Below are 24300 nucleotides of genomic sequence, written 5' to 3'. Positions count from 1 at the left end.
GATCTCCCATTCCTTGTCCGTAAGGTCGAAGCGGGCCATGAGCAAACTCCCTTGCCGTTTGGAAGTTTGAATCACAATCCCGCCTCGATGGGAATTCCGCTTATGGGTACAGAACCTAAGGCCAGCATTCCTGGGGGACCGTGACGGGCGGGGAAGGTGGCGCCTCGGGGGTCGCCGTCCAGTCCCGGGCCAGGGCCTCCGCCTCGCGCAACAGGGCCTCGGTGCGCCGGTTCGCCCCCGCCCTGGCCCGCCCGGCAATCTCCGCCCGAACCTCGGCGAGACGGCGCCGGGCCAAGTCGTTGCCTTGTTTTTCCGCCAGAATCAAAAACAGATATCCCTCAAGCCTCTCCTCCCTTCCGGGCATCATGATCCCGACATCACCAACCGCCGCCAAGCTGCGGTGGTCGCCCTGCGCGGCACCTCGTTCGGCCCAGTTCAGGGCCTCGAAACTGATCCCCGGCTTGAGCGTCAGAAACCTATAAAGGGCGAACTGGGCGTTGTCGTATCCGTTCTCGGCGGCGACCCGATAGAGGCACTCGGCCTTGTCATCGTCTTCCGGCATGCCCAGGCCGTCGTCGGCCATGTAGCCCAACGCATAGGCCGCCCGGCGCAGGATGTCGGGGTTGTCCGTCTGATCGGCGGCCTGTTTGAGGAGATCACGCGCCGCCAGATAGTCCCGAGCAACGCCCAGTTCGAAACGGTAAAGATCGCTGAGCCAGTATTGGGCTCGCGGATCCCCCGCCTCGGCGAGGGGCTGCCAGAGGGCGCGGGCGGTCTCGTAGTCGCCGGCCTCATAGGCTGCCGCGCCGGCGGCGAATGGATCGCCCTCCTCGGCCCGGGCGGTGGGCAGGGCGAGCATCAGCAGGGCGGCGATCAACGGCAAACGGCGCATGGCAGGGACCCTCGGGAAGGAGCGGCAAACCGGCCCCTTTCGCCCATACCATACCGACGCCGGCAAATACCCGTCCACCGTTTGGGCTCCCTTCGGCGCCTACCAGGACCTTCAAAGCGAGCCCTATAACCTGGATGTGGTCGCCCGCCATGTCCGCGACCTGATGCGGCAGGGACTGCCGGACTACCAGGGCGGCCCGCTGAATGATCAGCAAGTCGAGTGGATTGGCCATGCCTACAATCCTGGATATCCTGATCGCCGACTGGCCCCAGGACAGGACCTATCCGAGATTTCGCGCCAGGGGGTGTCGAATTACGGTCCCGATCTGGTGAATAAGCGGACCCGAATCAGGAAGGCTCCTTGAAGGAAAATGAACTCTCAGAACTGGCAGCCAAGGGATTTCATTTTCATAATATAAATTATCCCTCACATGCTTTTCCTTTGGCCTTTTTCATTTATTGCAAAAGACTCCGGCCTAGGGGATGTTCCATACGATTAACAAGTTTTTGAGTAATGGTACCACATTCTTCTTTATCCACTGATTTTGTCGTCTCTCGGGTTGGTCGTCTTTACGGCGATCCTCGGGCGGCGGCGGATCATCTGGTGGCTGGTGGCACTCGTGCCACTGGCCACCGTCCTGGCCATGCGCGCCCATCTTGAGTCCAAGTACCCACCAAGCATGAAGCAGTGCGGCCTTTCCTCACCCGCTCTCGCCGCCCTCCCGCCTCCGCCAGCAGATGGGTTTTTGTCCCATTTCGCCTGACCCCCTTGATCTCGGCGACTGAAAGCATCGCTCCTGCTGCCGCCCTCGACCCCGCCGGATGCCGCGCCACCCCGCCTTGAAGGCTTTCCGGCCGACCCGCCGGGCACGGGCGACGGTCTGATCGCCGATCCTGCCACCGAGGATCTCCCCGACCCCAGCCCCCAAGGCCGGCCGGCCGAAGAAGTCCATTGGTCGGACACCTTTGTCGAAATGGGGCGCAAGGACGACCTCAGGCAAATGGATGCTGTTGCCAAGGCTCTGGGGATGGATCGAAAAACCTTCGGCCGCCGGTTGCACGCCATCAAGGGAGAGGCAAAAGGCGATGTGATGGTCAACCGCGAAGATGGTAGTGTTCATGACAAAGCGACAGGGGATTGGATGGGGAACATCTTTGATGAGGACTGAATGTCCGGCCGCAGCATGTGACTTTTTTCCGCTTCTGGAGCGCCCGTCAGAAGACGGGTGCTTCATCACCTATTGGGGACTGGAGATTTCCACGCCAAAGCTCTCGGCGAACGAGCTTATTGAGCTTTTCGGCGGCGATGACAGCGGGGTTAGTCTTACCGGCGGGTATGGGCGATTACGCAAGATGTCCCGAAAATGGCTTTCAAGCCGAGACCAGGAGGCCCATTTCGATGCCCTTCGCGCCCAGCTTCCGTCCGCGCCTGAACTGCACCGCTTGAAGTCACACTACCATCTCACCCTGAACTTTTATCGGTTCTGGCTTCATGCACCTGGTGTGCAGATACCGGCCCCATCCAATGCGGTAATGTCGTTCATCGGCCGCTTCGGCGCAGGTTTCGAGGATCTCACAATGGTTCACCAAAATGACCATCGTGCTTTGACATCGCTGATTTCATTTATCGTTCGCGGGTCGAATGTCAACGTTGGAGAGTTGTCGGACGCAATTGGGGCGCCAACAAAGGTTCTCAAGCCAACAGACATCGTAAAGCGGCGAGGCAATGTGACACGTGCACGGAGTTCGGCCGAAGGTAGTGTTGTTAATATTAGCAGAAATCAGCGTGTTTTTGTTATCGAATCCCAGAAACTGACGGCCTCCGATGAATGGCAAACCGTGCTTGATGCCATGCTTGAATACCTTGGCCCGCCCCCGGCCAATTGGCGGGATTACCTGTTTGCGAACAAGCTGGAAGCCGAATTTTCGGTCCTTTGGAGCGGACAGAAAGGGGCGACCGAACCCATTCTGTCGGCCGATCAGTTCGCCCTCATGCGTTCGTATTGTGCCACCTGGAGTATGACGCCTATCTATCATGACGGACATGACTTTGGCTGGTATTGAATGGATGCACACTTTCAAGGTGCGTTTCCCGAAGTAAGGGCTTTCCCATGGTCTGCCGGCGGATCGACGCTGCGGAGTTCAATCGCGATTATCTGCCGATCTGCCGGCGGATTTTCTACAAGGAAGGAATCCAGAGCGTCGAACAGTGCAAACGCCCCTTCGTCAACCGGACCTGGCGCATCACGGCCCTGCCGGGTCCCATCAGCTGGCCCTGGTTTCCCAGCGATGACCCCCATTGGGCGGAGCTGGCCCAGCCGGACCAAACCAGCGACCTCGATCCCCTGATCTGGACCTGGGAAAAGCTCGGCATCACACAGATCATTGCAACGGCAGAAGGTTGGAAGCCGACCGAGGGCCCGGCCCCGGGACACTTTCCCGACCCCCACTTCCGGGGCGAGGCAACCCTGGAAGACCTGATCGACTTCCCAAAGAAACAACCAGCCATAGCCCTTTTCTTCGACACCAGCGGCACCTGGGGGCTGAACTGGGCTGACGGTGAGGACATCTGTCTGCTCGCTGGCGATGATTGCTTCATGGACACCTTCTACGAGGTCTCCGGCGGCGAGATCGCCGTGCGCAAGCGCTTCGACCATCACATGCTGACCGGCGGCGGCCTGTTCGTCTGCCATCCCGACCACCCGGACAAGTACGCCTACGACTTCCTCTACGACGACCTGCTCAAATGGCCCCAGCTCGACTGGATCAACGGCACCCCGCCTGAGTATTGACGGGCAAGGCCATGGGGGCGGTCGATATCCGTATCTGGAAGGGGCTCGTTCCCCGAGAATCCACCGGCTCCCGAGCGGCGGATACGAGGTTTTCCTCACCCCCGGCGATGGCATTGATTTTGACGGAGTCGTTGCCCTTACTCGCTGCCCGGCTCTGGGCACGGTGCGAAAGCGTGTCCTTGTTCCGGAACACCTGATCCCCTGACCGCGGCAACCGAAAGCCTCGGCGCCGTTGCCCCCCCCGGATGTCCCGCCGCCCCGCCCCGAGGGCTTTCCGGCCGCCCCGCCGGGCGGGTGGGTTGTTTTTGTCGCGCCGAGGGATTATAAGGCGGGGCAATTTCCCGCCCAGTGGTGTCGCGACGGGGGGTGTGTCGGGTCCGGAAGATGGGGCGGCGCACCGCGTCGTCTTTTATCGGTTGGCGGGACCGTTCAACGCTCCCAGGGACACGGCATGTCGAAGGAAGAGATTCTCGAGTTCAGCGGTACCGTCGTCGAAAAGCTGCCCAACGCGATGTTCCGGGTGAAGCTTGAAAACGATCACGAAATCCTCGCCCACACCGCGGGCAAGATGCGCAAGTTCCGCATCCGGGTCAGCGTCGGCGACAAGGTGGACATCGAGATGACCCCTTACGACCTGACCAAGGGCCGCATCACCTTCCGCCACAAGAACTGAGTTCCATCTGCCGCCGCGTCGGCCCTCCGATCAGCGGCGCGGCGGCAGGTGGTCCAGCAGGTCGTCGAAAAAGCCGGCGACGTGGCGCTCCACGGTGGCGCTCAGCAGCTTCTGCCCCTTGGCGGCCAGCCAGCCCTTGAGGTCGGCCGAGGCAATCCAGATCAGCCGGGTGCCGGGGCCGCCGTCCACCTGACCGTCCATTCGATCGTCCATCGGGGCGTCGGACATGTCGACGTGGATCAGCACGGCGATGCGGCCGAACAGCCCGCCCTTGCCCTTCACCCGCATGGTGTAGCGCTCGGCCGGGCTGACGTTCTCCAGCACCAGATCGCCCTTGAAGCGCGCCTTCAGCGGCCCCAGGCCGACCGCCACCGTGGCCTCGATGCGGTCGGGGGCCGGGCGGGTCAGCTTTTCCGCCGGGGCGATGCACGCCTTCAGCACCGCCGGATCGTTCAGCGCCTCCCACACCGCCCAGCGATCAGCCGGCAGCAGGTGATTGCCGGAAAAGGCCAGGCCGCGAACCTCGGCCTTCGCGGTGTTCTCGGCCGTTTCGGGAGGATCGGGGGCGGGGTGGCTCATCGCAGGTAGGACTGGTAGATGCCCTGGGTGCCGTCTTCGCGGCCGCCTGCCTGGGCGTGGCGGGTGAACTGGGCGATGGCCAGCTTCAGGGCTTTCAGGTCCAGGCCGCGTTGGCCGGCCTCCTGCTGGGCGATGCCCAGGTCCTTCAGGAAGTGGTGGACGAAAAAGCCGGGGGCGAAGTCGCCCTCGACCATGCGCTTGCCGAGCACGTTGAGCTGGAAGCCGCCGGCCGCCCCCTGGCCGATCACGTCGAGCACCGCCGACTGGTCCAGGCCCGCCTTGTCGGCGTAGGCCAGGGCCTCGGCGACGCCCAGGATGGTGCCGGCGATGACCGTCTGGTTGACCATCTTGGTGTGCTGGCCGGCGCCGGCCGGGCCCAGGCGGGCGATGGTCTGGCCCATCGCCTCGAACAGCGGGCGGGCCGCCTCGAAGGCGTCTTCCGCCCCGCCGACCATGATCGCCAGGGTGCCGTTGCGCGCCCCCACGTCGCCGCCGGAGACCGGAGCATCCAGGGCCGCGCAGCCCTTGGCGGCGGCCGCCTCGGCCAGGCGCTCGGCGAGGCTGGGGGCCGAGGTGGTCATGTCGATGAGCAGGGTTCCCGGGCGGGCAGCGCCGAGGATGCCTTGGTCGCCGAAGTAGACCTCTTCCACGTCGGTCGGATAGCCGACCATGGTGATCACCGCATCGACCGCCGCCGCCAGCTCGCCGGGGCTGTCGTGCCAGATCAGGCCGTCGGCGATCAGGTCGGCGCATTTCTCGCGCGTCCGGCTGAAGCCGTGGACCACGAAGCCGGCCTTCTTGAGGTTGGCGACCATGCCCCGGGCCATGATGCCCAGGCCGACGACGCCGACCGGACGGCCGGGCTTGAGGGTGGGCAGGCTGGGCATGGGGGGCCTCCGGGTTGTCTTGAGGTGGGCGGGGGTGGGAGTATAGGGGCGCCGGGCCGATGCTCCAAGGTGTGGCCGGCCGAAGTGTGCTTCTTCCCTGATCTAGGTGTCCCGCCATGTCCGACAAGCCCCGTCTGGTGGTGTCGCGTCGCCTGCCCGAGGCGGTCGAGGCCCGTGCCGCCGCCACCTGGTCGGTGATCGCCAACCCCGAGGATCGTCCCTTGTCGGTCGATGAACTGGTGACGCGGGCGGCCGGGGCGCGGGCCCTGATCGTCACCCCCACGGATTGGGTCGATGCCGGATTGATCGGCGCCCTGCCGGACAGTGTGGGTATGATCGCCACCTTTTCGGTCGGCGTCGACCACATCGACCTCACGGCGGCGGCGCGGCGCGGGCTGGTGGTCTCCAACACCCCCGGCGTGCTGACCGAGGCCACCGCCGATCTGACCTTGGCCCTGATCCTGATGGCCGCCCGCCGGGCCGGCGAGGGCGAGCGGCTGGTCCGCGCCGGGCAGTGGCGGGGCTGGGCGCCGACCCAACTGTTGGGCCGCCATCTGGGCGGGCGCCGGCTGGGCATCGTCGGCATGGGGCGCATCGGGCGCGCCGTGGCCGAGCGGGCGCGCGCCTTCGGCATGGCCATCCACTACCACGGGCGGCGCCGCCTGCCCGCCGGGCTGGAGCAGGATGCCGTCTTCCACGACCGGCTCGAGGCCCTGCTGGCCCATGCCGACGTGCTGTCGCTGCACGTGCCGGCAACCCCCGAGACCCGCGGGCTGATCGACGCCGCCGCCCTGGCCGCGCTGCCCGAGGGGGCGATCCTGGTCAACACGGCGCGTGGCCCGGTGGTCGAGGACGACGCCGTGATCGCCGCCCTGCGGGACGGCCGGCTGGCCGCCGCCGGGCTGGATGTCTACACCGGCGAACCGGACATCGATCCGCGCTACCTCGATCTACCGGGGGTGGTCCTGCTGCCCCATCTGGGCAGCGCCACGGTGGAGACCCGCAACGCCATGGGATTCAAGGCGCTCGACAACCTGGGGGCGTGGCTGGCCGGCGGATCACCACCGGATCGCGTCTTCTGAGGGGTATTCGAGATTGTCAGCGGTTGTATGGGATGACTATGATGTGACCGGACCCGCGCCGCCAAAATGCCTGCGCCAAGCCGCCCCGCCGCGTGGTCCACGCCAGGGAGGCGCCGTTCGGTCATGTCCTCGGAAAGCGATAAGTTGCGCCGTCAGCGTGACCGTTTCATCGCCTTTGCCTTTGCCGGCGCGGACCTGCTGGTTGAGTTGGATGCCGACGACCGCATCCGCTATTGCGCCGGCCCCTCCCAGGCCCTGTTCGGGATCGACTCGGCGGCCGCCGCCGGACGCCCCCTGGCCGATTTCATCGACCGCGACGACCAGGCCCGCATGGGCGAGTTGCTGCGTCGCCTGAAGGCCACCGGCCGCATGGATCGCCAGCGGGTGCGGGTGATCGGCGGCGAGGGCGAGGGTGGGGCGCAAATCCTGCTGTCCGGCATCCGGGTCCCGGAGTCGGGCGCCGAGGCCCACCTGACCTTCAGCCGGGTGCAGGCCCACGACGCCGAACCGCGCAACGGTGATCCGGGGGCGCCGACGCCGCAAGGCCCGGAGGCCTTCGCCGATCTGGCCCGCCAGCGTCTGGGCGAGGCCGAGGCGCTGGGCGAAACCTACCAGATGACCATGATCGACCTCTCGGCGGAGGACCTGGACCAACGCCTGGAGGCCGATGATTCGGCCCGTTTCATGGCCAGCGTGGAAGCCTATCTGAAAGCCTGGTCGGTGGGCGGCGATTCAATCGGCCGGCTGGACAATGGCAAGTACGGGGTGATCCACGACTCCCAGCTCAAGGGGGCGGGGATCGAGGAGCGGCTGAACGAGATGATCGGCCTGTTCGACCCGGCCGGCGGCGGCATCGGCGTGGCGACCAGCACGCTTGATCTGGACGGGGCGGAGATGTCGGCCGACGACATCGGCCGCGCCCTGCAATACACCATCAACCAGTTCGTCGAGGAGGGCGGCGGCGGTTTCGCCATCCGCTCGTTGGCCGAGGGGCATCAGGCGGCGCTGGACATCACCCTGTCGAAGGTGCACGCCTTCCGCCAGACCATTGCCTCGGACCGCCTGTGCCTAGTCTTCCAGCCGATTGTCGAACTGTCGGCGTGGTCGGTCCACCACTACGAGGCGCTGGCCCGGGTGCGCCAGGGCGACCGGCTTTTCCTGCCGGCCAAGTTCATCAACTTCGCCGAGGATTTCGGGGTCATCACCGAATTCGACCTGGAGGTGGTGCGGCGCACCATCAACATCCTGAAGAACCGCGAGTTGCTGCGCCCCAAGGCCTCGGTGGCGGTCAACCTGTCGGGGCGCTCGATCGCCAACGAGGCCTTCGTCTCCGAGCTCATGCTGATCCTCAACCAGAACCGGGAGGTTCTGTCGCGGCTGATGTTCGAGGTGACGGAAAGCCACGAAATCAAGGATCTGCCGGCGGCCAATCAGGTGTTGCAGCGGCTGCGCGGGCTGGGCCTTCAGATCAGCATCGACGATTTCGGCTCCGGCGCCGCCACCTTCCAGTACCTGAAGACGCTGCAGGTGGATTACGTGAAGATCGATGGCAGCTATATCCGCGATGCCTTCTCCACCCGCCACGGCAAGCCGTTCCTCAAGGCGATCAGCAGTCTGGCCAGCGATCTGGGCATCTTCTCCATCGGCGAGATGGTCGAGGATGATCGCACCATGTGGCTGCTGCGCGACATCGGGGTGCAGTACGGGCAGGGCTACTACTTCGGCAAGCCCATGGAAAACGTGCGCAATTTCAATCTGTCGAGCCTTCCCGAGCGGCGCCGCAAGACCTTCGAGGACCCGCCGGTGCTGGAAGGTGGGGTTGACGGGGACGGTCTGCCGGCCAGTTTCTCCAACATCCGACTGTGAGGGCCCGGCGGCACGGCAGACACCAAAAGCGGGTCGGTTGGCGCGGTTGTCGCTTTTAACAGCACTGACATATCGGTATAAGAAAATGGTTGTGCCTTTGCTTGTCTGACACCGCTTTTTCGGGCACCCCGATACGGGCAGGCGCGGTCAGGAAACGGATGATGGCTGGCGGATGATATTGGCCGGCGGATGCTGGCGAGACGGAAGACGGGACGGGCAGGGTGTTCAAGATCAAGTTCTGGGGGGTGCGCGGCAGCATCGCCTGCCCCTCGCCCAAGCATGTGGTCTATGGGGGCAACACCAGTTGCATCCAGCTCGTTCTTGGCGGTCGGCACCTGCTGCTCGATGCCGGCACGGGGCTGCGCTTCCTGGGCCATGACTTCCTGCGCAAGAACATCCGCTCGGCGGTGATGCTGCTGACCCACACCCACTGGGACCACATCACCGGCTTTCCGTTCTTCGCGCCGTTCTTCATGCCCGACCACAGCTTCGACATCCATGCCGGGCACCTTGAGGATGGCGGCATTCGCACCATCCTCTCCAGCCAAATGGCCAACCCGCTGTTCCCGGTGCCGCTGGAAGCCATGCGGGCCGAGCTGCGCTTCCACGATTTCACCGCCGGCGACGATCTGCACCCGTTCGACGACGTGGTGGTGCGCACGGCGCCCCTGAACCATCCCAACCGGGCGACCGGCTATCGGGTCGAGTACCAGGGTTTTTCCTGCGCCTACGTCACCGATACCGAGCACGTGCCCGGCCAGATCGACCCCAACGTGGTGCGCCTGATCGAGAACGCCGACCTGATGATCTACGACTGCACCTACAGCGACGACGAGTTTCCGGCCAAGATCGGCTGGGGGCATTCGACGTGGCAGGAGGGCATTCGTCTGGCCCGCCACGCCGGGGCGCGCCGGCTGGCCATCTTCCACCACGACCCCGACCACGACGACGCCTACATGGAGCGGGTCGAGGACGAGGCGCGCAACATCTGGCCCGGCGCCATCGTCGCCCGCGACAACATGGAACTGACCCTGGGCTGAGGGCGATCAGCCGTCCCCACCGGCCACCGCCGCCACTTTCGTCAGCACCGCGTCGAACATGGCCGGGGTCAGGCGGCCGGTGTTGGTGTTGTAGCGCGAGCAGTGGTAGCTGTCGGCCAGGATGCGGCCATCCGGCAACCCGTGCCAGGCGCCGTGGGCGAAGGGAAGGGCGGCCAGTTTCAGGCCCAGCGCCCGCACCACCGCCTCGTGGGCCACCCGGCCCAGGGCCAGGATCACCCTGAGATCAGGCATCGCCGCCATCTCGGCGACCAGGAAGGGGCGGCAGGCGGCGGCCTCGGCCGGGGTCGGCTTGTTGGCCGGCGGCACGCAGCGCACGGCGTTGGTGATGCGCGCCCGGACCAGCTCAAGACCATCGTCGGGCCGTGCCGCGTAGCTCCCCCGGGCCAGCCCGTGGGCCAGCAGGGACGGGTAGAGCAGGGTGCCGGCGTGGTCGCCGGTGAAGGGGCGGCCGCTTGCGTTGGCCCCCTTCAGCCCGGGGGCCAAGCCAACCACCAGCAGGCGCGCCGACAGCGGCCCGAAGGCCGGCACCGGGGCGTTGTGGAAGTCCGGGTGGGTGGCCCGGTTGCGCTGTCGGTAGTCGACCAGCCGGGGGCACAGGGCGCAGGCCGCCCCCGGCTGGTGGTGGGCAGGGTGGTCAGGCATCAGCGGCGGCGGGGCGGCGGGGCGTCGTCCTCTTCCTCGTCCTCGTCGTCGTCGAAGTCCTCGTCATCGACATCCTCGTCCTCATCCGGGTCGAGATCGTCGTCGTACTCGTCCTCGTAGTCGTCGAAGTCCTCGTCGTCCTCATACTCGGCGTCGTCGGTGCCGCTGGTCGGGGCGGGGCGCGGCGGCGGCCGGCGGTCGCCGCGACTGTCGCCCCGGCTGGCCCGGGCGATGACCGGCTCGAGGTCCCTGAGGTCGAGGAAGATGTCGGCCTGGCGGCGCAATTCGTCGGCCACCATGGGCGGCTGGGTGCGGATCGAGCTGATCACCGTCACCCGCCGGCCCAGCCGTTGCAGCGCCTCGACCAGACGCCGGAAATCGCCGTCGCCGGAGAACAGCACCACATGATCCACGTGGGCGGCCATCTCCATGGCGTCGATGGCCAGCTCGATGTCCATGTTGCCCTTCACCTTGCGCCGGCCGGTGGAGTCGGTGAACTCCTTGATCGGCTTGGTGACCATGGTGTAGCCGTTGTAATCAAGCCAATCGATCAGCGGCCGGATCGGCGAGTATTCCTGCTCGTCGGCCAGGGCGGTGTAATAGAAGGCGCGGATCAGGCGCCCCTGGCTGGCGAAATGCTGCAACAGGTTCTTGTAGTCGATGTCAAACCCCAGGGTGCGGGCGGCCGCGTACAGGTTGGCCCCGTCGATGAACAGGGCCAGGCGTTCCTGGTCGTAGAACCGCATGGGCGGTGTCCTTTCTTTGAGTCACGGTACTCGTTCAGGGTAAAGAAGCCGCCGCTTGGCGGGCGGCTTGACCGGTGCAATGGCAATCGTCATGAAATGCAGGCCCCAGGGCCTGGGCGCGGGGGCCGACCGGCCGCCTCCTACTTAAGCCCTGGGCCGGTTCCCCGCAACGCAGGAGTTGGCTTTCCGTGACCTCCGCATCCCTCACTCCCGATGCCGCCTCCCGTCGGGTGCTGGTCGGGCTGGGCTCCAACCTGCCGGGCCGCTTCGCCAGCCCGCTGGCGGTCCTGGAGGCGGCGCTGGCCGCCCTGGAGAGGGCCGGCCTTTCGGTGGCGGCGCGCTCCGGCTGGTGGGAGAGCGCGCCGGTGCCGCGCTCGGATCAGCCGTGGTTCGTCAACGGGGTGGTCCGGCTGGCCGGCGGCCCGCCGGCGGTCGAGCTTCTGGACCTTCTCAACCGCATCGAGGCCGATCTGGGGCGCCACCGCGACGGCACGCCAAACGCCCCCCGGGTGGTCGACCTCGACCTGCTCGACGACGCCGGGCAGGTTGTCGACACGCCGCGCCTGACCCTGCCCCACCCACGTCTGGCCGAGCGCGCCTTCGTGCTGCATCCGCTGGCCGAGGTGGCGCCCGGGTGGACCCACCCGCTGAGTGGCCGGGGGCTCCCCGAGTTGATCGCCGCCCTGCCGCCGGATCAGGAAATACGCCCTTTGCCATAGCCGGTGGCTCTTGCTCAAGCTGGCCGGACTGTCCTATATAGACGGTTCGCCTGGACCGAGCCCGCCCCCGGCGTGCCCCGTCGCCGTGGGGCGCGGAGGGGGTCGCCGCTTGTCCGGCCCGGCTTTCCGGTCGCCCGGCGTGTCCGGGCCCGCACCTTTTTGACCCTTCCAGGGAGACCCCCATGGCCCGCGTTACCGTCGAGGACTGTATTGTCAAGGTTCCCAACCGTTTCGAGCTGGTCATGCTGGCCGGTCAGCGGTCGCGCGATATTTCCGCCGGGGCGCCGCTGACCATGGAGCGCGACAACGACAAGAACCCGGTGGTCGCCCTGCGCGAGATCGCCGAGGAAACGGTGGCCGTGCCCGACCTCAAGGCCCACCTGATCCAGTCGCTGCAAAAGCACGTCGAGATCGACGAGCCGGAGCGTGACGACTTCGACGCCCTGGCCGGCGAGGTGGCCGAGGAAGCCGGCGAGGCCGACAGCGCCGCCGAGATCGAGGCCGACGCGCTGACCGTCCACGAGGACGGCGAGGACAGCCAGCCGATGGCCCAGGAAGCCGGGGACGCCGGGGACGCCGACGGCTTCGAGGATGCCTCGGCCGCCGAGATCGCCGCCGAGGACTTCGAACCGGCCCCTGAAACCGCCCCCGAGGCCGCCCCCGAAACCGAGGACGATCGCTGATCGACCGCCGATGATCCAGCCATCGGTCGGGCCCGGCGGGGGCCAGCGCCGGGCCGACCCAGAGCCCATCTCCATGGCCCGCCGCGTGCCGACGCCGCCCCTGAGGTGGGGCCGATGATGCGCCAGTACGAACTGGTCGAACGGGTCCGCGCCTACGATCCCAGCGCCGACGAGGACGCCCTCAATCGGGCCTATGTGTATGCCATGCGCAAGCACGGGGCGCAGCGGCGGGCCTCGGGCGACCCCTATTTCAGCCACCCCATCGAGGTGGCCGGCATCCTCACCCAGTACAAGCTGGACGATGCCTCGATCATGTGCGCCCTGCTCCACGACACGGTGGAGGACACCGACGCCACCCTGGAGGACATCCAGGCCATGTTCGGCGAGGAGGTGGCGCGGCTGGTCGACGGGGTGACCAAGCTGACCCGGCTGCAACTGACCTCCGACACCTCGCGCCAGGCCGAGAACTTCCGCAAGCTGCTGCTGGCCATGAGCACCGACATCCGGGTGCTGCTGGTCAAGCTGGCCGACCGGGTGCACAACATGCGCACCCTGGAGTTCATCAAGAACCCCGAGAAGCGCCGCCGCATCGCCAGCGAGACCATGGAGATCTATGCGCCGCTGGCCGAACGCATCGGCATGCAGGAGATGAAGCAGGACCTGGAGGACCGGGCTTTCGCGGCGCTCAACCCCGATGCCCGGGAATCGGTGGTCAACCGGCTGACCTTCCTGCGCGACAAGGGCGGCGGCGTGGTCAAGCAGGTGACCGACGAGCTGCGCCGGCTGATCGACGAGAACGGGGTGCGGGCGGTGGTTTCGGGGCGCGAGAAGACGCCCTATTCCATCTGGCGCAAGATGCAGCACAAGGACATCGCCTTCGAGCAGCTGTCCGACATCATCGCCTTCAGGGTGATCGTCAATTCCGAGGAAGACTGCTACCGCGCCCTGGGCATCATCCACGGCGCCTATCCGATGGTGCCGGGGCGCTTCAAGGACTACCTGTCGACCCCCAAGCCGAACGGCTATCGCTCGATCCACACCACGGTGATCGGCCCCTCGCGCCACCGCATCGAGATCCAGGTGCGCACCCACGAGATGCACGAGGTGGCCGAGATCGGCGTCGCCGCCCACTGGAAGTACAAGCAGGGCGGCCCCAACGTGGACGGCCGCCAGTACCGCTGGCTGCGCGAGCTGCTGGAGATCATGGAGCACGCCTCGGGACCCGAGGAGTTCCTGGAACACACCAAGCTGGAGATGTTCCAGGATCAGGTGTTCTGCTTCACCCCCAAGGGGGATCTGATCAACCTGCCGGGCGGCGCCACCGCCATCGACTTCGCCTACGCGGTCCATACCGAGGTCGGCCAGCGCTGCATCGGGGTGCGCGTCAACGGGCGCATGGTGCCCTTGCGCACCACCCTGGCCAATGGCGATCAGGTGGAGATCCTCACCTCCAAGGCGCAGACCCCGTCGCCGGAATGGGAACGCTTCGCGGTCACCGGCAAGGCGCGGGCCTCGATCCGCCGCTACCTGCGCAATCAGGCGCGGGCCCAGTACCTGGGTCTGGGCAAGCAGATCCTCGACAAGGCCTTCCGCCAGGAAAACTACGAGCTGCGCGAAAAGGCCCTGAGCGACATCCTCGACCGCTTCCGGGCCGACACCGTGGACGATCTCTACGTCAAGGTGGGCGAGGGCACGGTGACCGGCCGCGAGGTGGTGCACGCGGTCTATCCGGGCCTGAAGCGCAGCAGCGGCCAGCGGCTGTCCAGTCTGGCCCGCAGTCTGGTCGGGCGCGGCAAGGCGCCGGTCAAGAACGATCCCGCCAACGCCGTGCCGCTGGCCGGGCTGATCCCCGGCATGGCGGTGCATTATGCCCGCTGCTGCCATCCGCTGCCCGGCGACCGCATCGTTGGCATCGTCACCACCGGCAAGGGGGTGACGGTGCACACCATCGACTGCCCGCAGCTGGAAAACGTGGCCGACGAGCCCGAGCGCTGGCTCGACCTGGCCTGGGATGCCAGCGGCGCCGACGGTCACAACCACGTCGGCCGACTGTCGCTGATCCTGAGCAACGAGCCCGGGGCGCTGGCCAACCTGACCACCGAGATCGCCCGCAACAAGGGCAACATCACCAATCTGAAAATCACCAACCGCAGCCAGGATTATTTCGATATGCTGGTGGACGTCGAGGTGCGCGACGTCCGGCACCTGACCGACATCATGGCCGCCCTGCGGGCCACCAAGGGGGTCAACGCGGTGGAGCGGACCCGCAACTAGAGCAAATCCCGAGCGATCCGGAACGGATCGCGACGACGATTTGCGGCAATATCAGAGGTCTGGAGCGTGTTGCGTGATTCACAAAGCACGCAACATGCTCCAGAGCAAATCCCGAGCGATCCGGAACGGATCGCGACGACGATTTGCGGCAATATCAAAGGGTTAGGGCAGGTTTCGTGAGTCGGGATCACGCAACATGCTCTAGGCGACAGGCGAAAGGGATACCCAGGGGCATGTTCCAGCGACGCGAGACCAAGGGCGCCTGGCACCGGCTGCGCGAACTGGTCTGGCCGCGCGCCGGCTGGGGTCGTGCCGGCAAGTACCTGTGGCTTAGGCTGCATCGCCTGCCCGGGGGCGACTGGGGCATCGCCGCCGGGTTCGCCTGCGGCGCGGCGGCCTCGATGACGCCGACCATGGGTCTGCATTTCCTGATCGCCGCCCTGATGGCCTGGCTGATGCGGGCCAACATCCTGGCCAGCGCCATCGGCACGGTGATCGGCAACCCGTGGACCTTTCCGCTGATCTGGTGGGGGGCTTTCAAGATCGGCGTGGCGATGGTCGGCGCCGACCACCTGACGCCGCCCGAGGGATCGGTGGGCGCTCCGGGGGATGGCGCCGGCTTCCATGGCCTGTTCGCCACCCTGTGGCACGACCTGCAGGCCTTCGACCTGCCCCATCTTCTGGAAAACGTCTGGCCCATCTGGTGGCCCATGGCCCTGGGCAGTCTGCCGCTGGCCGTGGCTGCTTGGCTGCTGTTCTATGGTCTGGTGCGCTGGGGAATGGGGCGCTACCGTCAGCTCAGGGCCCGTCGGCCGCGTCGCCGACCTCTTTCCCCCACCCCCCAGGATAGCGGAGACCTGTCATGAACCCGCCCACCAACCGACTGCGCCTGGGGGTGAACATCGACCACGTGGCCACCCTGCGCAACGCCCGTGGCGGCCGGCATCCCGATCCGCTGCGCGCCGCCCGGCTGGCCCTGGAGGCGGGGGCCGATGGCATCACCGCCCATCTGCGCGAGGACCGCCGGCACATCGTCGATGCCGACATCGCCGCCCTCAAGGCCGAGCTGTCGGCGCCGCTCAACCTGGAGATGGCGGCCACCGAGGAAATGGTGACCATCGCCCTTCAGCATCGTCCGCACGCCGCCTGCATCGTGCCCGAAAAACGCCAGGAACGGACCACCGAGGGGGGCCTCGAGGTGGCCGGGGCCAAGGGCCGGCTGGCCCCGCTGGTCGGCCGCCTGAAGGACGCCGGCATCCGGGTCAGCCTGTTCATCGAGCCGGACGCCGCGCAGATCGCCGCCGCCGCCGACATCGGCGCCCCGGTGGTCGAGTTGCACACCGGGGCCTATTGCGAGGCGCAAGGGCCCGCCCGGCAGGCCGAGCTGGCCCGCCTGACCGAGGCCGCGCGGCAGGCCGCCGAGGCGGGGCTTGAGGTGCACGCCGGGCACGGCCTGGATTACGACACGGTGGGACCGGTCGCCGCCCTGCCCCAGGTGGTGGAGTTGAACATCGGCCACTTCCTGGTCGGCGAGGCGGTGTTCGTCGGCCTCGCCGAGAGCCTGCGCGGGATGCGCGCCCGCATGGACGCGGCCCGCCGGGGAGCCGGGGCATGAGCGGCCTGATCCTTGGCCTGGGCAGCGACCTGATCGATATCCAGCGGGTGGAAAAGACCCTGGAGCGTTTCGGCGCACGCTTCATCGACCGCTGCTTCACCCCGGCCGAGCAGGCCAAGGCAGAGCGCCGGCGCGGCGCCGGGCGGGCCTATGCGGCCACCTACGCCAAGCGCTTCGCGGCCAAGGAGGCGGCGGCCAAGGCCCTGGGCACGGGCTTCCGGGCCGGCGTTTTCTGGCGCGACCTGGGGGTGGTCAACCTGCCTTCCGGGCGGCCCACCGTGGTCATGACCGGGGGGGCCCTGGCCCGCCTTCAGGCCTTGACCCCGGCCGGCCTGGAGGCCCGGGTCGATCTGACCATCACCGACGACTGGCCGCTGGCCCAGGCCATGGTCATTCTGTCGGCGGTGCCCCCCGGCACCCCGGTGGTGCGCTGAGGGGGGCGCCTTGACAGGCGCCAAGCGGGGTGTCTTTATGCAATCAAGACGGGCCCGTGCCACGCCGGCTGGCGCGGGCTTTCATTTTATTCAACGGATTGATGGGCCTTCTTGATGTCTAAACGCAGCGGCGGCGCGGGCGAGACCCTCCGCACGGTGGTCTATGCCGTGCTGATCGCCATTGTGGTGCGCACTTTCGCCTACGAGCCCTTCAACATTCCCAGCGGCTCGATGGTGCCCACCCTGCTGGTCGGCGACTACCTGTTCGTCTCCAAGTTTTCCTATGGCTACAGCCGTTACAGCCTGCCCTTCAGCCCGCCCCTGTTCTCCGGCCGGGTGCTGGCCGAACCGCCCAGGCGGGGCGACGTGGCGGTGTTCAAGACCCCGGCCGACAACGCCACCGACTACATCAAGCGGGTCATCGGCCTGCCCGGCGACCGGGTGCAGATGCGCCAGGGCCGGCTGTACATCAACGGCATCAAGGTGGAGCGGCGGCGCCTGGGGGCGTTCTCCTACTTCGACCGCGAGCGCAACGCCATCATCCGCCTGACCCAGTACGAGGAAATCCTGCCCGGCGGGGTGCGCCATCCCATCCTCGAGGCCAGCGACCGCGAGCGCCTGGACAACACCCGGGAGTTCACGGTGCCCGAGGGGCATTACTTCATGATGGGCGACAACCGCGACAACTCCATCGACAGCCGGGCCCGGGTCGGCTTCGTGCCGCTGGAGAACTTCATCGGCCGGGCCGAGATGATCTTCTACTCGACCGACGGCTCGGCCCGCCTGTGGGAGGTCTGGAAGTGGTTCCCGGCGATCCGCTACGGCCGCCTGTTCGGCGCCATCGAGTGAGCCCGGCCATGTCCGCCGACGGTTTTGATCCGGCCCCCCTGGAAGCCCGCCTCGGGCACCGCTTCGCCGCGCGAGAGCGGCTGCGCGAAGCGCTGACCCACCCCAGCCTGAACGATCCCGACAATCCCTTTCCGCACGGCTACGAGCGGTTGGAATTCCTGGGTGATCGGGTGCTCGGTCTGGTCGTCGCCGAAGCCCTGATGGCCCGCCATCCGGACCTGCCGGAAGGCGACCTGGCGCGCCATCACACCGCCCTGGTGCGTCGCGAGGCGCTGGTCGAGGTGGCCCGGGCCCTGGCCCTGAAGGATCACCTGATCGTCGACGCCGGGGCCCGCGACGCGGCCGGCGAGCCGCCGCCCAGCCTGCTCGCCAACGCCACCGAGGCGCTCATCGGGGCGCTCTTCCTGGACGGCGGCTACGCGGTGGCCCGGGCTTTCGTGCTGGCCCACTGGGAGCCGCTGATGGCCCGTCCGGGGCCGGGGCGCGACCCCAAGACGGCGCTCCAGGAATGGGCCCAGGGGCACGGCCTGGGGCTGCCCAGCTACCATCAGAGCGCCCGCCAGGGCCCCGACCACGCGCCGCGCTTCACCATCGACGTGGAGGTCGAGGGGCTGGCCCGGGCCTCCGGCGAGGGGACCACCAAGCGCGAGGCCGAGAAGGCCGCCGCCCAGGCCCTGCTCGCCATTCTCGACCAGGAGGGTCGACGATGACTCCTTCCGATACCCCCACCCGGTGCGCCCTGGTCGCCGTCATCGGCGCCCCCAACGCCGGCAAGTCGACCCTGGTCAACCAGGCGGTCGGGGCCAAGGTGACCATTGTCACCCACAAGGTGCAGACCACCCGCTCGCCGGTGCGCGGCATTGCCTTGCGCGGCGACAGCCAGCTGGTGTTCGTCGACACCCCGGGCATCTTCGCGCCGCGCCGCCGGCTGGAGCGGGCGATGGTTGCCGCCGCCTGGCAGGGCGCCGCCGATGCCGATCTGACCCTGCTGGTGATCGACGCCCTGAAGGGTCTCAAGGGCGAGACCGGCGAGCTGGCCCGGGCGCTGGCCGAGCGGATCGGGCAGGGGGCGCCGAAAGCCCTGGTGGCGCTGAACAAGGTGGATGCCCTGGAACGCTCGCGCCTGCTCGAACTGGCCGCCGAGATCGATGCCCTGGGCATCGCCGAGCGCATCTTCATGATCTCCGCCCTCAACGGCGACGGGGTCGGCGACCTGCTCGACCATCTGGCCGCCGCCGCACCGCCGGGCCCCTGGCTGTTCGATCCGGAGGACATCTCGGACCTGCCGCAGCGCCTGTTGGCGGCCGAGATCACCCGCGAGCAGGTGTACCTCAACCTGCACCAGGAGTTGCCCTACGCGGCCACCGTGCGCACCGAGTCGTGGACCGAGCGCAAGGACGGCAGCGTGCATCTGGAACAGACCATCGAGGTGGCCCGCGACAGCCAGCGGGCCATCGTGCTGGGCAAGGGCGGGGCGACCGTGAAGCGCATCGGGCAACGCGCCCGGGCCGAGCTGGAAAGCCTGCTCGAGCGCCGGGTCCACCTGTTCCTCCACGTCAAGGTGGTGCCCGACTGGGCGGAGCGGCGCGACCTTTACAGCGAATGGGGCCTGGAGTTCGATGCCTGACCACCGGGGCGGCGGATGAGCGGCAACGATCTGGAATTGACCGGCCTCGGCCTGTTGTGGCTCGGCGCGGTGGCCTACGGGCTGGTTCTGGTGCTGCGCAACCGCCACCACAACAAGGCCCATCATACCGGCGATCCGCGCACCGCGCGCACCGGCGGGCTGGAAGCCGGGCTGCTGTTCGTCGGCACCGCCGGCCTGCTGCTCGGCCTGGGCCTGTTCATGCTCGGCGCCCTGGACTGAGCCAAGGTCGCCCGCCAGCCCAGCGTTCCCACAACCGTCACCCGCCGGCAGTGGGAGGGGGCGCCCATTGCTGCTATGGTGGGGCCGAGCGGATTTCTCCCCCGTTTTCCCCAGCCATCACCGCGGAGGCCCGGCCATGCAGCACGAAATCAAGTTCCAGCCGTCCTATGCCCTGGTTGTCATGCAGCTTGCCCAGGGCGAGCGCATCCGCTGTGAATCGGGGGCCATGGTCAGCATGTCCGGCACCCTCAGCCTGGAAGCGGCCATGGGCGGCCAGGGCGGCGGCGGCATGCTGGGCCGCGCCTTCGGGGCCCTGACCCGCTCGGTGCTGGGCGGGGAGAGCTTTTTCGTCACCACCATCTCGGCCGAGGAAGGCCCCGGCGAGGTGACCCTGGCCCCGGCCACCCCGGGCGACGTGGTGGCCCGGCCGCTCGGCGGGCGCAGCCTGATCGTCCAGGGCGGCTCCTATCTGGCCAGCGACATGGATGTGGAGGTCAACACCCAGTGGGGCGGCCTGAAAGGCTTCCTGGGCGGCGAGGGGCTGTTCTTCCTGGAGGTGCGCGGCGCCGGCACGGTGTTCCTCAACAGCTTCGGCGGCATCATGGAGCGCACCCTGGCCCCCGGCGAGCGCTACATCGTCGATTCCGGGCACATGGTGGCCTACGAGAACGGCATGAAGATGGAACCCCGCATGGCCGGCAGCAAGGGCGGCTTCTTCAAGCGGGCGATCACCTCGGCGACCAGCGGCGAGGGGCTGGTCATGGAGTTCACCGGCCCTGGCACGGTGTGGCTGCAAACCCGCAACCCGGAAGCCTTCTCCGGCTGGCTGACCACCCTGCTGCCCGACCTGACCAACAACAGCAACCGATGAGTCCGGCCGCGCCGTGGCGGTGAGCTGGCAGGATACCGGCATTGTCCTCACCACCCGGCGGCTGGGCGAACACGACCTGCTGTTGGGTGTGCTGAGCCGCCAGCACGGCCGTCATGCCGGGGTGGTCAAGGGCGGCGCCGGGCGGCGGGGGCGGGGCCTCTATCAGCCCGGCAACCAGTTGGCCCTCACCTGGCGGGCCCGCCTGGAGGACCATCTCGGCACCTTCTCGGCCGAGCTGACCGAGGCCCGCGCCGCTGCCCTGTTCGACCGCCCGGGACCGCTGGCGGGGCTGGCCGCCGCCTGTGCGGTGCTCGCCGCCACCCTGCCCGAGCGCGACCCCTGGCCCGACATCCACGACGATCTGGTTCGCCTGCTCGCGGCCCTGGGCGACGACAACTGGGCCGTCGCCTATGTGCGCTGGGAGGCCAGCCTGCTGGCCGATCTCGGCTTCGGGCTCGACCTGTCGGCCTGTGCCGTTACCGGGCGGACCGACGATCTGGCCTATGTCAGCCCGCGCACCGGCCGCGCCGTCTGCCGAGAGGCCGCCGGCCCCTACCGGGCGCGTCTGCTGCCGCTGCCCGCCTTCCTGCTGGCCGAGGTGCCGCCCGGCCCGGGCGATCTGGCCAACGGCCTGGCCCTGACCGCCCACTTCCTGGCCCAGCACGTGCTGGCCCCCAGACCCTTGCCCCAGCCGCGCGCCGGCCTGGGTCAGTGGCTGGACTGAGGCGCGGCGGCGCGGTTGACCGATGGCCCGGTCGGGCTGCTATATATCGAGCGGGCCGGTTTTCGGCCTACCTGATCTGGTTCCTTTCTGGAGTGTCCCCCATCCATGCGTTCCCCCTCCGAGGGTGAAGAGGTGCGCGAGGTCGGCCTCGCCGAGGCGCTCGGCGAGCGCTATCTGGCCTACGCCCTGTCGACCATCGTCGCCCGCTCGCTGCCCGATGTGCGCGACGGCCTGAAGCCGGTCCACCGCCGCCTGCTCTACGCCATGCGGCAGTTGCGCCTGGACCCGGACCGGGGGTTCAAGAAGTGCGCCCGGGTGGTCGGCGACGTCATCGGTAAGTACCACCCGCACGGCGACACGGCGGTCTACGACGCCATGGTGCGTCTGGCCCAGGATTTCGCGGTGCGCTATCCGCTGGTCGAGGGGCAGGGCAACTTCGGCAACATCGACGGCGACAACCCGGCGGCCATGCGCTACACCGAGGCCCGCCTGACCGCCTATGCCCTGGCCCTGATGGAAGGGCTGGACGAGGACGCGGTCGACTTCCGCCCGACCTACGACGGCGAGGAAAGCGAGCCGGTGGTCTTCCCCGGCGCCGTGCCCAACCTGTTGGCCAACGGCGCGGCGGGCATCGCGGTCGGCATGGCGACCAACGTGCCGCCCCACAACGTGGGCGAAATCTGCGCCGCCCTGAAGCACCTGCTGGCCGATCCCGAAGCCTCCGTGGGGGCGCTGATGGGCCATCTGCCGGGGCCCGATTTCCCCACCGGCGGGGTGCTGGTCGAGGACGCCGAGGCCCTGCGCGCGGCCTACGAAACGGGGCGGGGATCGCTGCGCCTGCGGGCCCGCTGGCGGGTCGAGAAGCTGTCGCACGGGCTTTACCACATCATCATCGACGAGGTGCCCTATCAGGTCCAGAAGGCGCGCCTGATCGAGCGCATCGCCGAGCTGATCAACAGCCGCAAGCTGCCCATCCTGGCCGACGTGCGCGACGAAAGCACCGAGACCGTGCGCATGGTGCTGGAGCCGCGCAGCCGTACCGTCGATCCCGAGGTGCTGATGGAGCACTTGTTCCGGCAGACCGACCTCGAGGTGCGCTTCGGCCTGAACATGAACCTGCTGGATGCCGACGGCATCCCCCGGGTGATGGACCTCAAGGCGGTGCTGGCCGCCTTCCTCGACCATCGGCTGGTGGTCCTGAGGCGCCGCGCCGAACATCGCCTGGGGCGCATCGCCCACCGCCTGGAGGTGCTGGACGGCTACCTCGTCGCCTACCTCAACCTGGACGAGGTGATCCGCATCATCCGCTTCGAGGACCATCCCCGGGCCGAGCTGATCCGCACCTTCGAGCTGACCGAGGTGCAGGCCGACGCCATCCTCAACATGCGCCTGCGCAACCTGCGCAAGCTGGAGGAGATGGAGATCAAGGGCGAACACGAACGCCTGTCCGCCGAACAGGCCGACCTTCAGGCCCTGCTCGCCGATCCCACCCGCCAGCGGGCCGAGATCGGCCGCCAGATCGACCGCGTGGCCGAACAGTTCGGCGGCGACACCGACCTCGGCCGCCGACGCACCGAACTGGCCGCCGCGCCGGAGCCGGTCAGCGTGCCGGTGGAGGCGCTGATCGAGCGCGAGCCGATCACCATCATCCTGTCGCGCATGGGTTGGCTGCGCGCCGTCAAGGGGCACCAGGACCTGGGCCCGGACGATCTGCGCTTCAAGGACGGCGACGATCTGGCCCAGACCCTGCACGCCAGCACCGTGGACAAGGTGCTCGTCTTCGCCTCCACCGGGCGCTTCTACACCCTTGGCGCCGACCGCATCCCGCGCGGCCGGGGCTTCGGCGAGCCGGTGCGGCTGATGGTCGATTTGCCCAATGACGCCGAGGTGGTCGCCCTCTTGGTCCACGTCCCGGGGCGGCGTCTGTTGCTGGCCGGCTCGGCGGGGCGGGGCTTCCTGGTCCGCGAGGACGAGGTGCTGGCCCAGACCCGCACCGGGCGTCAGGTGCTGAACGTGGGCCAGGGCAGGGCCACCCACTGCCTGCCGGCCGAGGGCGACCACGTGGCGGTGATCGGCGACAACCGCAAGCTGCTGGTCTTCCCGCTCGACGAGGTGGCGGAGATGGCGCGCGGTCAGGGGGTGATCCTGCAGAAGTACCGCGACGGCGGCCTGAAGGACCTGAAGGTGTTCACCCTGGCCGAGGGGTTGACCTACCAGCGCGGCAGCCAAAGCCGCACCGAGACCGACCTGACCCCGTGGCTGGGCCGCCGGGCCGGGGTCGGGCGTTTGCCGCCGACCGGGTTTCCGCGCTCGGGCTGCTTCGGGTGAGGGGGCGGCGACCTATCGACGGCGCCCACCCGACCCATGGGGAAAAACGATTGAGGCGATAAGTATCGCCGTAATTAAACAAAAAAATCCATCAAAGGGGGTGGCGCCCCCGCCCTCCGACGCCTACCTTGGGAGTGTTCAACAGCAGGCGCGGCTTGTCCGCGTCTGGTCCGGCCCACCGGCCGGACAGTCCAACCAAACCAAGGAGGGTTTACACCATGAGTGATGCGACCAACGTCGCCATCGATACGGGCCTTGAGCAGAACGCCCGCAGTTCCATCGCCCAGGCCCTGGGGCCGGTGCTGGCCGGCACCTTCGCCCTGGCCCTCAAGACCCACAATTTCCACTGGAACGTCACCGGGCCGCGTTTCCAGGGTCTGCACAACATGTTCGAGGAGCAGTACACCGACCTCTACGAGGCGGTGGACGATCTGGCCGAGCGCATCCGCGCCCTGGACGCCGTGGCCCCCGGCGGGCTGGGTCGCTTCCAGGAGTTGAGCCCGGTCGCCGACGCGCCGGAGACGGTGCCCGACGCCCAGACCATGGTCGCCACCCTGGCCCGCGACCACGACGCCATGGCCCGCACCCTCAGGCCGCTGATCGGCGAGGCCGCCGAGGCCAACGACGAGGTGACCGCCGACCTCTTGACCGGCCGTCTGGGGGTGCACGAGAAAACCGCCTGGATGCTGCGCGCCACCGCCGCCTGATGGCGCGGCG

At 67.9% G+C, this 24300-nt stretch carries 27 protein-coding genes; 22 read left to right on the top strand and 5 right to left on the bottom strand.

Annotated elements, in window-relative coordinates; translation table 11 throughout:
* Positions 1-115: 115 nt before the first annotated feature.
* The gene (locus BLR95_RS06950) at positions 116-892 is read right to left on the bottom strand and encodes a tetratricopeptide repeat protein (RefSeq protein ID WP_092617394.1); all 777 of its coding nucleotides are present in this window, start codon (positions 890-892) and stop codon (positions 116-118) included.
* Here BLR95_RS06950 and BLR95_RS15475 point away from each other — a divergent pair.
* From BLR95_RS15475 to infA, 5 genes are all read left to right on the top strand, one after another.
* Entirely contained in the window at positions 891-1256 is a 366-nt protein-coding gene (locus BLR95_RS15475) for a hypothetical protein (RefSeq protein ID WP_143130950.1), read from the top strand. The two genes, BLR95_RS06950 and BLR95_RS15475, sit on opposite strands and share 2 nt — an antisense overlap.
* A gap of 636 nt (positions 1257-1892) precedes the next feature.
* Positions 1893-2060: a hypothetical protein gene (locus BLR95_RS15740; protein WP_176787691.1), complete on the top strand. Its 168-nt coding sequence runs from the start codon at positions 1893-1895 to the stop codon at positions 2058-2060.
* Entirely contained in the window at positions 2050-2955 is a 906-nt protein-coding gene (locus tag BLR95_RS15470) for a hypothetical protein (protein WP_143130949.1), read from the top strand. Before BLR95_RS15740 ends, BLR95_RS15470 begins: the two co-directional genes overlap by 11 nt.
* Positions 2956-3002: 47 nt before the next feature.
* Positions 3003-3683 (top strand): hypothetical protein, encoded by a 681-nt coding sequence (locus BLR95_RS06945; RefSeq protein ID WP_092617392.1) that lies wholly within the window; start codon positions 3003-3005, stop codon positions 3681-3683.
* A 451-nt stretch (positions 3684-4134) separates the two neighbouring features.
* Positions 4135-4356 carry a translation initiation factor IF-1 gene (gene infA, locus BLR95_RS06940; protein ID WP_092617390.1) on the top strand — a complete coding sequence of 74 codons (222 nt, stop codon included), beginning with the start codon at positions 4135-4137 and terminating at the stop codon, positions 4354-4356.
* A gap of 30 nt (positions 4357-4386) precedes the next feature.
* Here the strand turns inward: infA and BLR95_RS06935 are convergent, their stop codons facing one another.
* Complete coding sequence (locus tag BLR95_RS06935; RefSeq protein ID WP_092617388.1) at positions 4387-4935, bottom strand: SRPBCC family protein; 549 nt, start codon at positions 4933-4935, stop codon at positions 4387-4389.
* On the bottom strand, positions 4932-5822 hold the full coding sequence (locus tag BLR95_RS06930) for an NAD(P)-dependent oxidoreductase (RefSeq protein ID WP_092617386.1): 891 nt from the start codon (positions 5820-5822) through the stop codon (positions 4932-4934). Before BLR95_RS06930 ends, BLR95_RS06935 begins: the two co-directional genes overlap by 4 nt.
* A 116-nt stretch (positions 5823-5938) precedes the next feature.
* On the opposite strand from BLR95_RS06930, the gene BLR95_RS06925 reads away from it, so the two are divergent.
* The 3 genes from BLR95_RS06925 (at position 5939) to BLR95_RS06915 (ending at position 9810) form a co-directional block, all read left to right on the top strand.
* Positions 5939-6904, top strand: a complete 966-nt coding sequence (locus tag BLR95_RS06925; RefSeq protein WP_092617384.1) for a 2-hydroxyacid dehydrogenase — start codon at positions 5939-5941, stop codon at positions 6902-6904.
* A 123-nt stretch (positions 6905-7027) separates the two neighbouring features.
* Complete coding sequence (locus BLR95_RS06920; RefSeq protein WP_176787689.1) at positions 7028-8770, top strand: EAL domain-containing protein; 1743 nt, start codon at positions 7028-7030, stop codon at positions 8768-8770.
* A gap of 221 nt (positions 8771-8991) precedes the next feature.
* Entirely contained in the window at positions 8992-9810 is an 819-nt protein-coding gene (locus tag BLR95_RS06915) for an MBL fold metallo-hydrolase (RefSeq protein WP_092617380.1), read from the top strand.
* A 6-nt stretch (positions 9811-9816) separates the two neighbouring features.
* Here BLR95_RS06915 and BLR95_RS06910 read toward each other — a convergent pair whose 3' ends face one another.
* Together BLR95_RS06910 and BLR95_RS06905 are read right to left on the bottom strand one after the other, a co-directional pair.
* A complete protein-coding gene (locus BLR95_RS06910) occupies positions 9817-10473 on the bottom strand; it encodes a uracil-DNA glycosylase (RefSeq protein WP_092617378.1) in 657 nt (218 codons plus the stop codon).
* Positions 10473-11219 carry a LabA-like NYN domain-containing protein gene (locus BLR95_RS06905; RefSeq protein WP_092617376.1) on the bottom strand — a complete coding sequence of 249 codons (747 nt, stop codon included), beginning with the start codon at positions 11217-11219 and terminating at the stop codon, positions 10473-10475. The genes BLR95_RS06910 and BLR95_RS06905 overlap by 1 nt, the downstream gene beginning before the upstream one ends.
* 188 nt (positions 11220-11407) lie before the next feature.
* Between BLR95_RS06905 and folK the strand changes: the two genes are divergently transcribed.
* From folK to BLR95_RS06835, 14 genes are all read left to right on the top strand, one after another.
* Complete coding sequence (folK, locus tag BLR95_RS06900; RefSeq protein WP_245689323.1) at positions 11408-11938, top strand: 2-amino-4-hydroxy-6-hydroxymethyldihydropteridine diphosphokinase; 531 nt, start codon at positions 11408-11410, stop codon at positions 11936-11938.
* Positions 11939-12120: 182 nt separating this feature from the next.
* A complete protein-coding gene (gene rpoZ, locus BLR95_RS06895) occupies positions 12121-12621 on the top strand; it encodes a DNA-directed RNA polymerase subunit omega (RefSeq protein WP_092617374.1) in 501 nt (166 codons plus the stop codon).
* Between the two features lie 114 nt (positions 12622-12735).
* A complete protein-coding gene (locus BLR95_RS06890) occupies positions 12736-14895 on the top strand; it encodes a RelA/SpoT family protein (RefSeq protein ID WP_092617371.1) in 2160 nt (719 codons plus the stop codon).
* Between the two features lie 233 nt (positions 14896-15128).
* Entirely contained in the window at positions 15129-15761 is a 633-nt protein-coding gene (locus tag BLR95_RS06885) for a DUF2062 domain-containing protein (RefSeq protein ID WP_092617368.1), read from the top strand.
* A complete protein-coding gene (locus BLR95_RS06880; protein ID WP_092617365.1) occupies positions 15758-16510 on the top strand; it encodes a pyridoxine 5'-phosphate synthase in 753 nt (250 codons plus the stop codon). Before BLR95_RS06885 ends, BLR95_RS06880 begins: the two co-directional genes overlap by 4 nt.
* A 5-nt stretch (positions 16511-16515) precedes the next feature.
* Positions 16516-16944, top strand: coding sequence for a holo-ACP synthase (gene acpS / locus BLR95_RS06875; RefSeq protein ID WP_092617492.1), 429 nt, complete (start codon positions 16516-16518; stop codon positions 16942-16944).
* A 114-nt stretch (positions 16945-17058) separates the two neighbouring features.
* A complete protein-coding gene (lepB, locus tag BLR95_RS06870; RefSeq protein ID WP_092617362.1) occupies positions 17059-17793 on the top strand; it encodes a signal peptidase I in 735 nt (244 codons plus the stop codon).
* Positions 17794-17801: 8 nt separating this feature from the next.
* On the top strand, positions 17802-18503 hold the full coding sequence (gene rnc / locus BLR95_RS06865; RefSeq protein WP_092617359.1) for a ribonuclease III: 702 nt from the start codon (positions 17802-17804) through the stop codon (positions 18501-18503).
* On the top strand, positions 18500-19420 hold the full coding sequence (gene era, locus BLR95_RS06860; RefSeq protein ID WP_092617356.1) for a GTPase Era: 921 nt from the start codon (positions 18500-18502) through the stop codon (positions 19418-19420). The genes rnc and era overlap by 4 nt, the downstream gene beginning before the upstream one ends.
* A gap of 15 nt (positions 19421-19435) precedes the next feature.
* Positions 19436-19660, top strand: coding sequence for a hypothetical protein (locus BLR95_RS06855; protein ID WP_092617353.1), 225 nt, complete (start codon positions 19436-19438; stop codon positions 19658-19660).
* 136 nt (positions 19661-19796) lie between these two features.
* Entirely contained in the window at positions 19797-20531 is a 735-nt protein-coding gene (locus BLR95_RS06850) for a TIGR00266 family protein (protein ID WP_092617350.1), read from the top strand.
* Between the two features lie 13 nt (positions 20532-20544).
* On the top strand, positions 20545-21255 hold the full coding sequence (gene recO, locus BLR95_RS06845) for a DNA repair protein RecO (protein WP_425438434.1): 711 nt from the start codon (positions 20545-20547) through the stop codon (positions 21253-21255).
* Positions 21256-21360: 105 nt separating this feature from the next.
* Positions 21361-23583: a DNA topoisomerase IV subunit A gene (parC, locus tag BLR95_RS06840; RefSeq protein ID WP_092617347.1), complete on the top strand. Its 2223-nt coding sequence runs from the start codon at positions 21361-21363 to the stop codon at positions 23581-23583.
* A 218-nt stretch (positions 23584-23801) separates the two neighbouring features.
* Positions 23802-24290 (top strand): Dps family protein, encoded by a 489-nt coding sequence (locus tag BLR95_RS06835; RefSeq protein WP_092617344.1) that lies wholly within the window; start codon positions 23802-23804, stop codon positions 24288-24290.
* Positions 24291-24300: the final 10 nt, after the last annotated feature.

Origin of the sequence: Roseospirillum parvum (assembly GCF_900100455.1) — a bacterium.
In the GTDB taxonomy this organism is placed as follows: Bacteria; Pseudomonadota; Alphaproteobacteria; order Rhodospirillales; family Rhodospirillaceae; genus Roseospirillum; species Roseospirillum parvum.
This window is presented reverse-complemented; position numbering and strand designations above follow the sequence as displayed.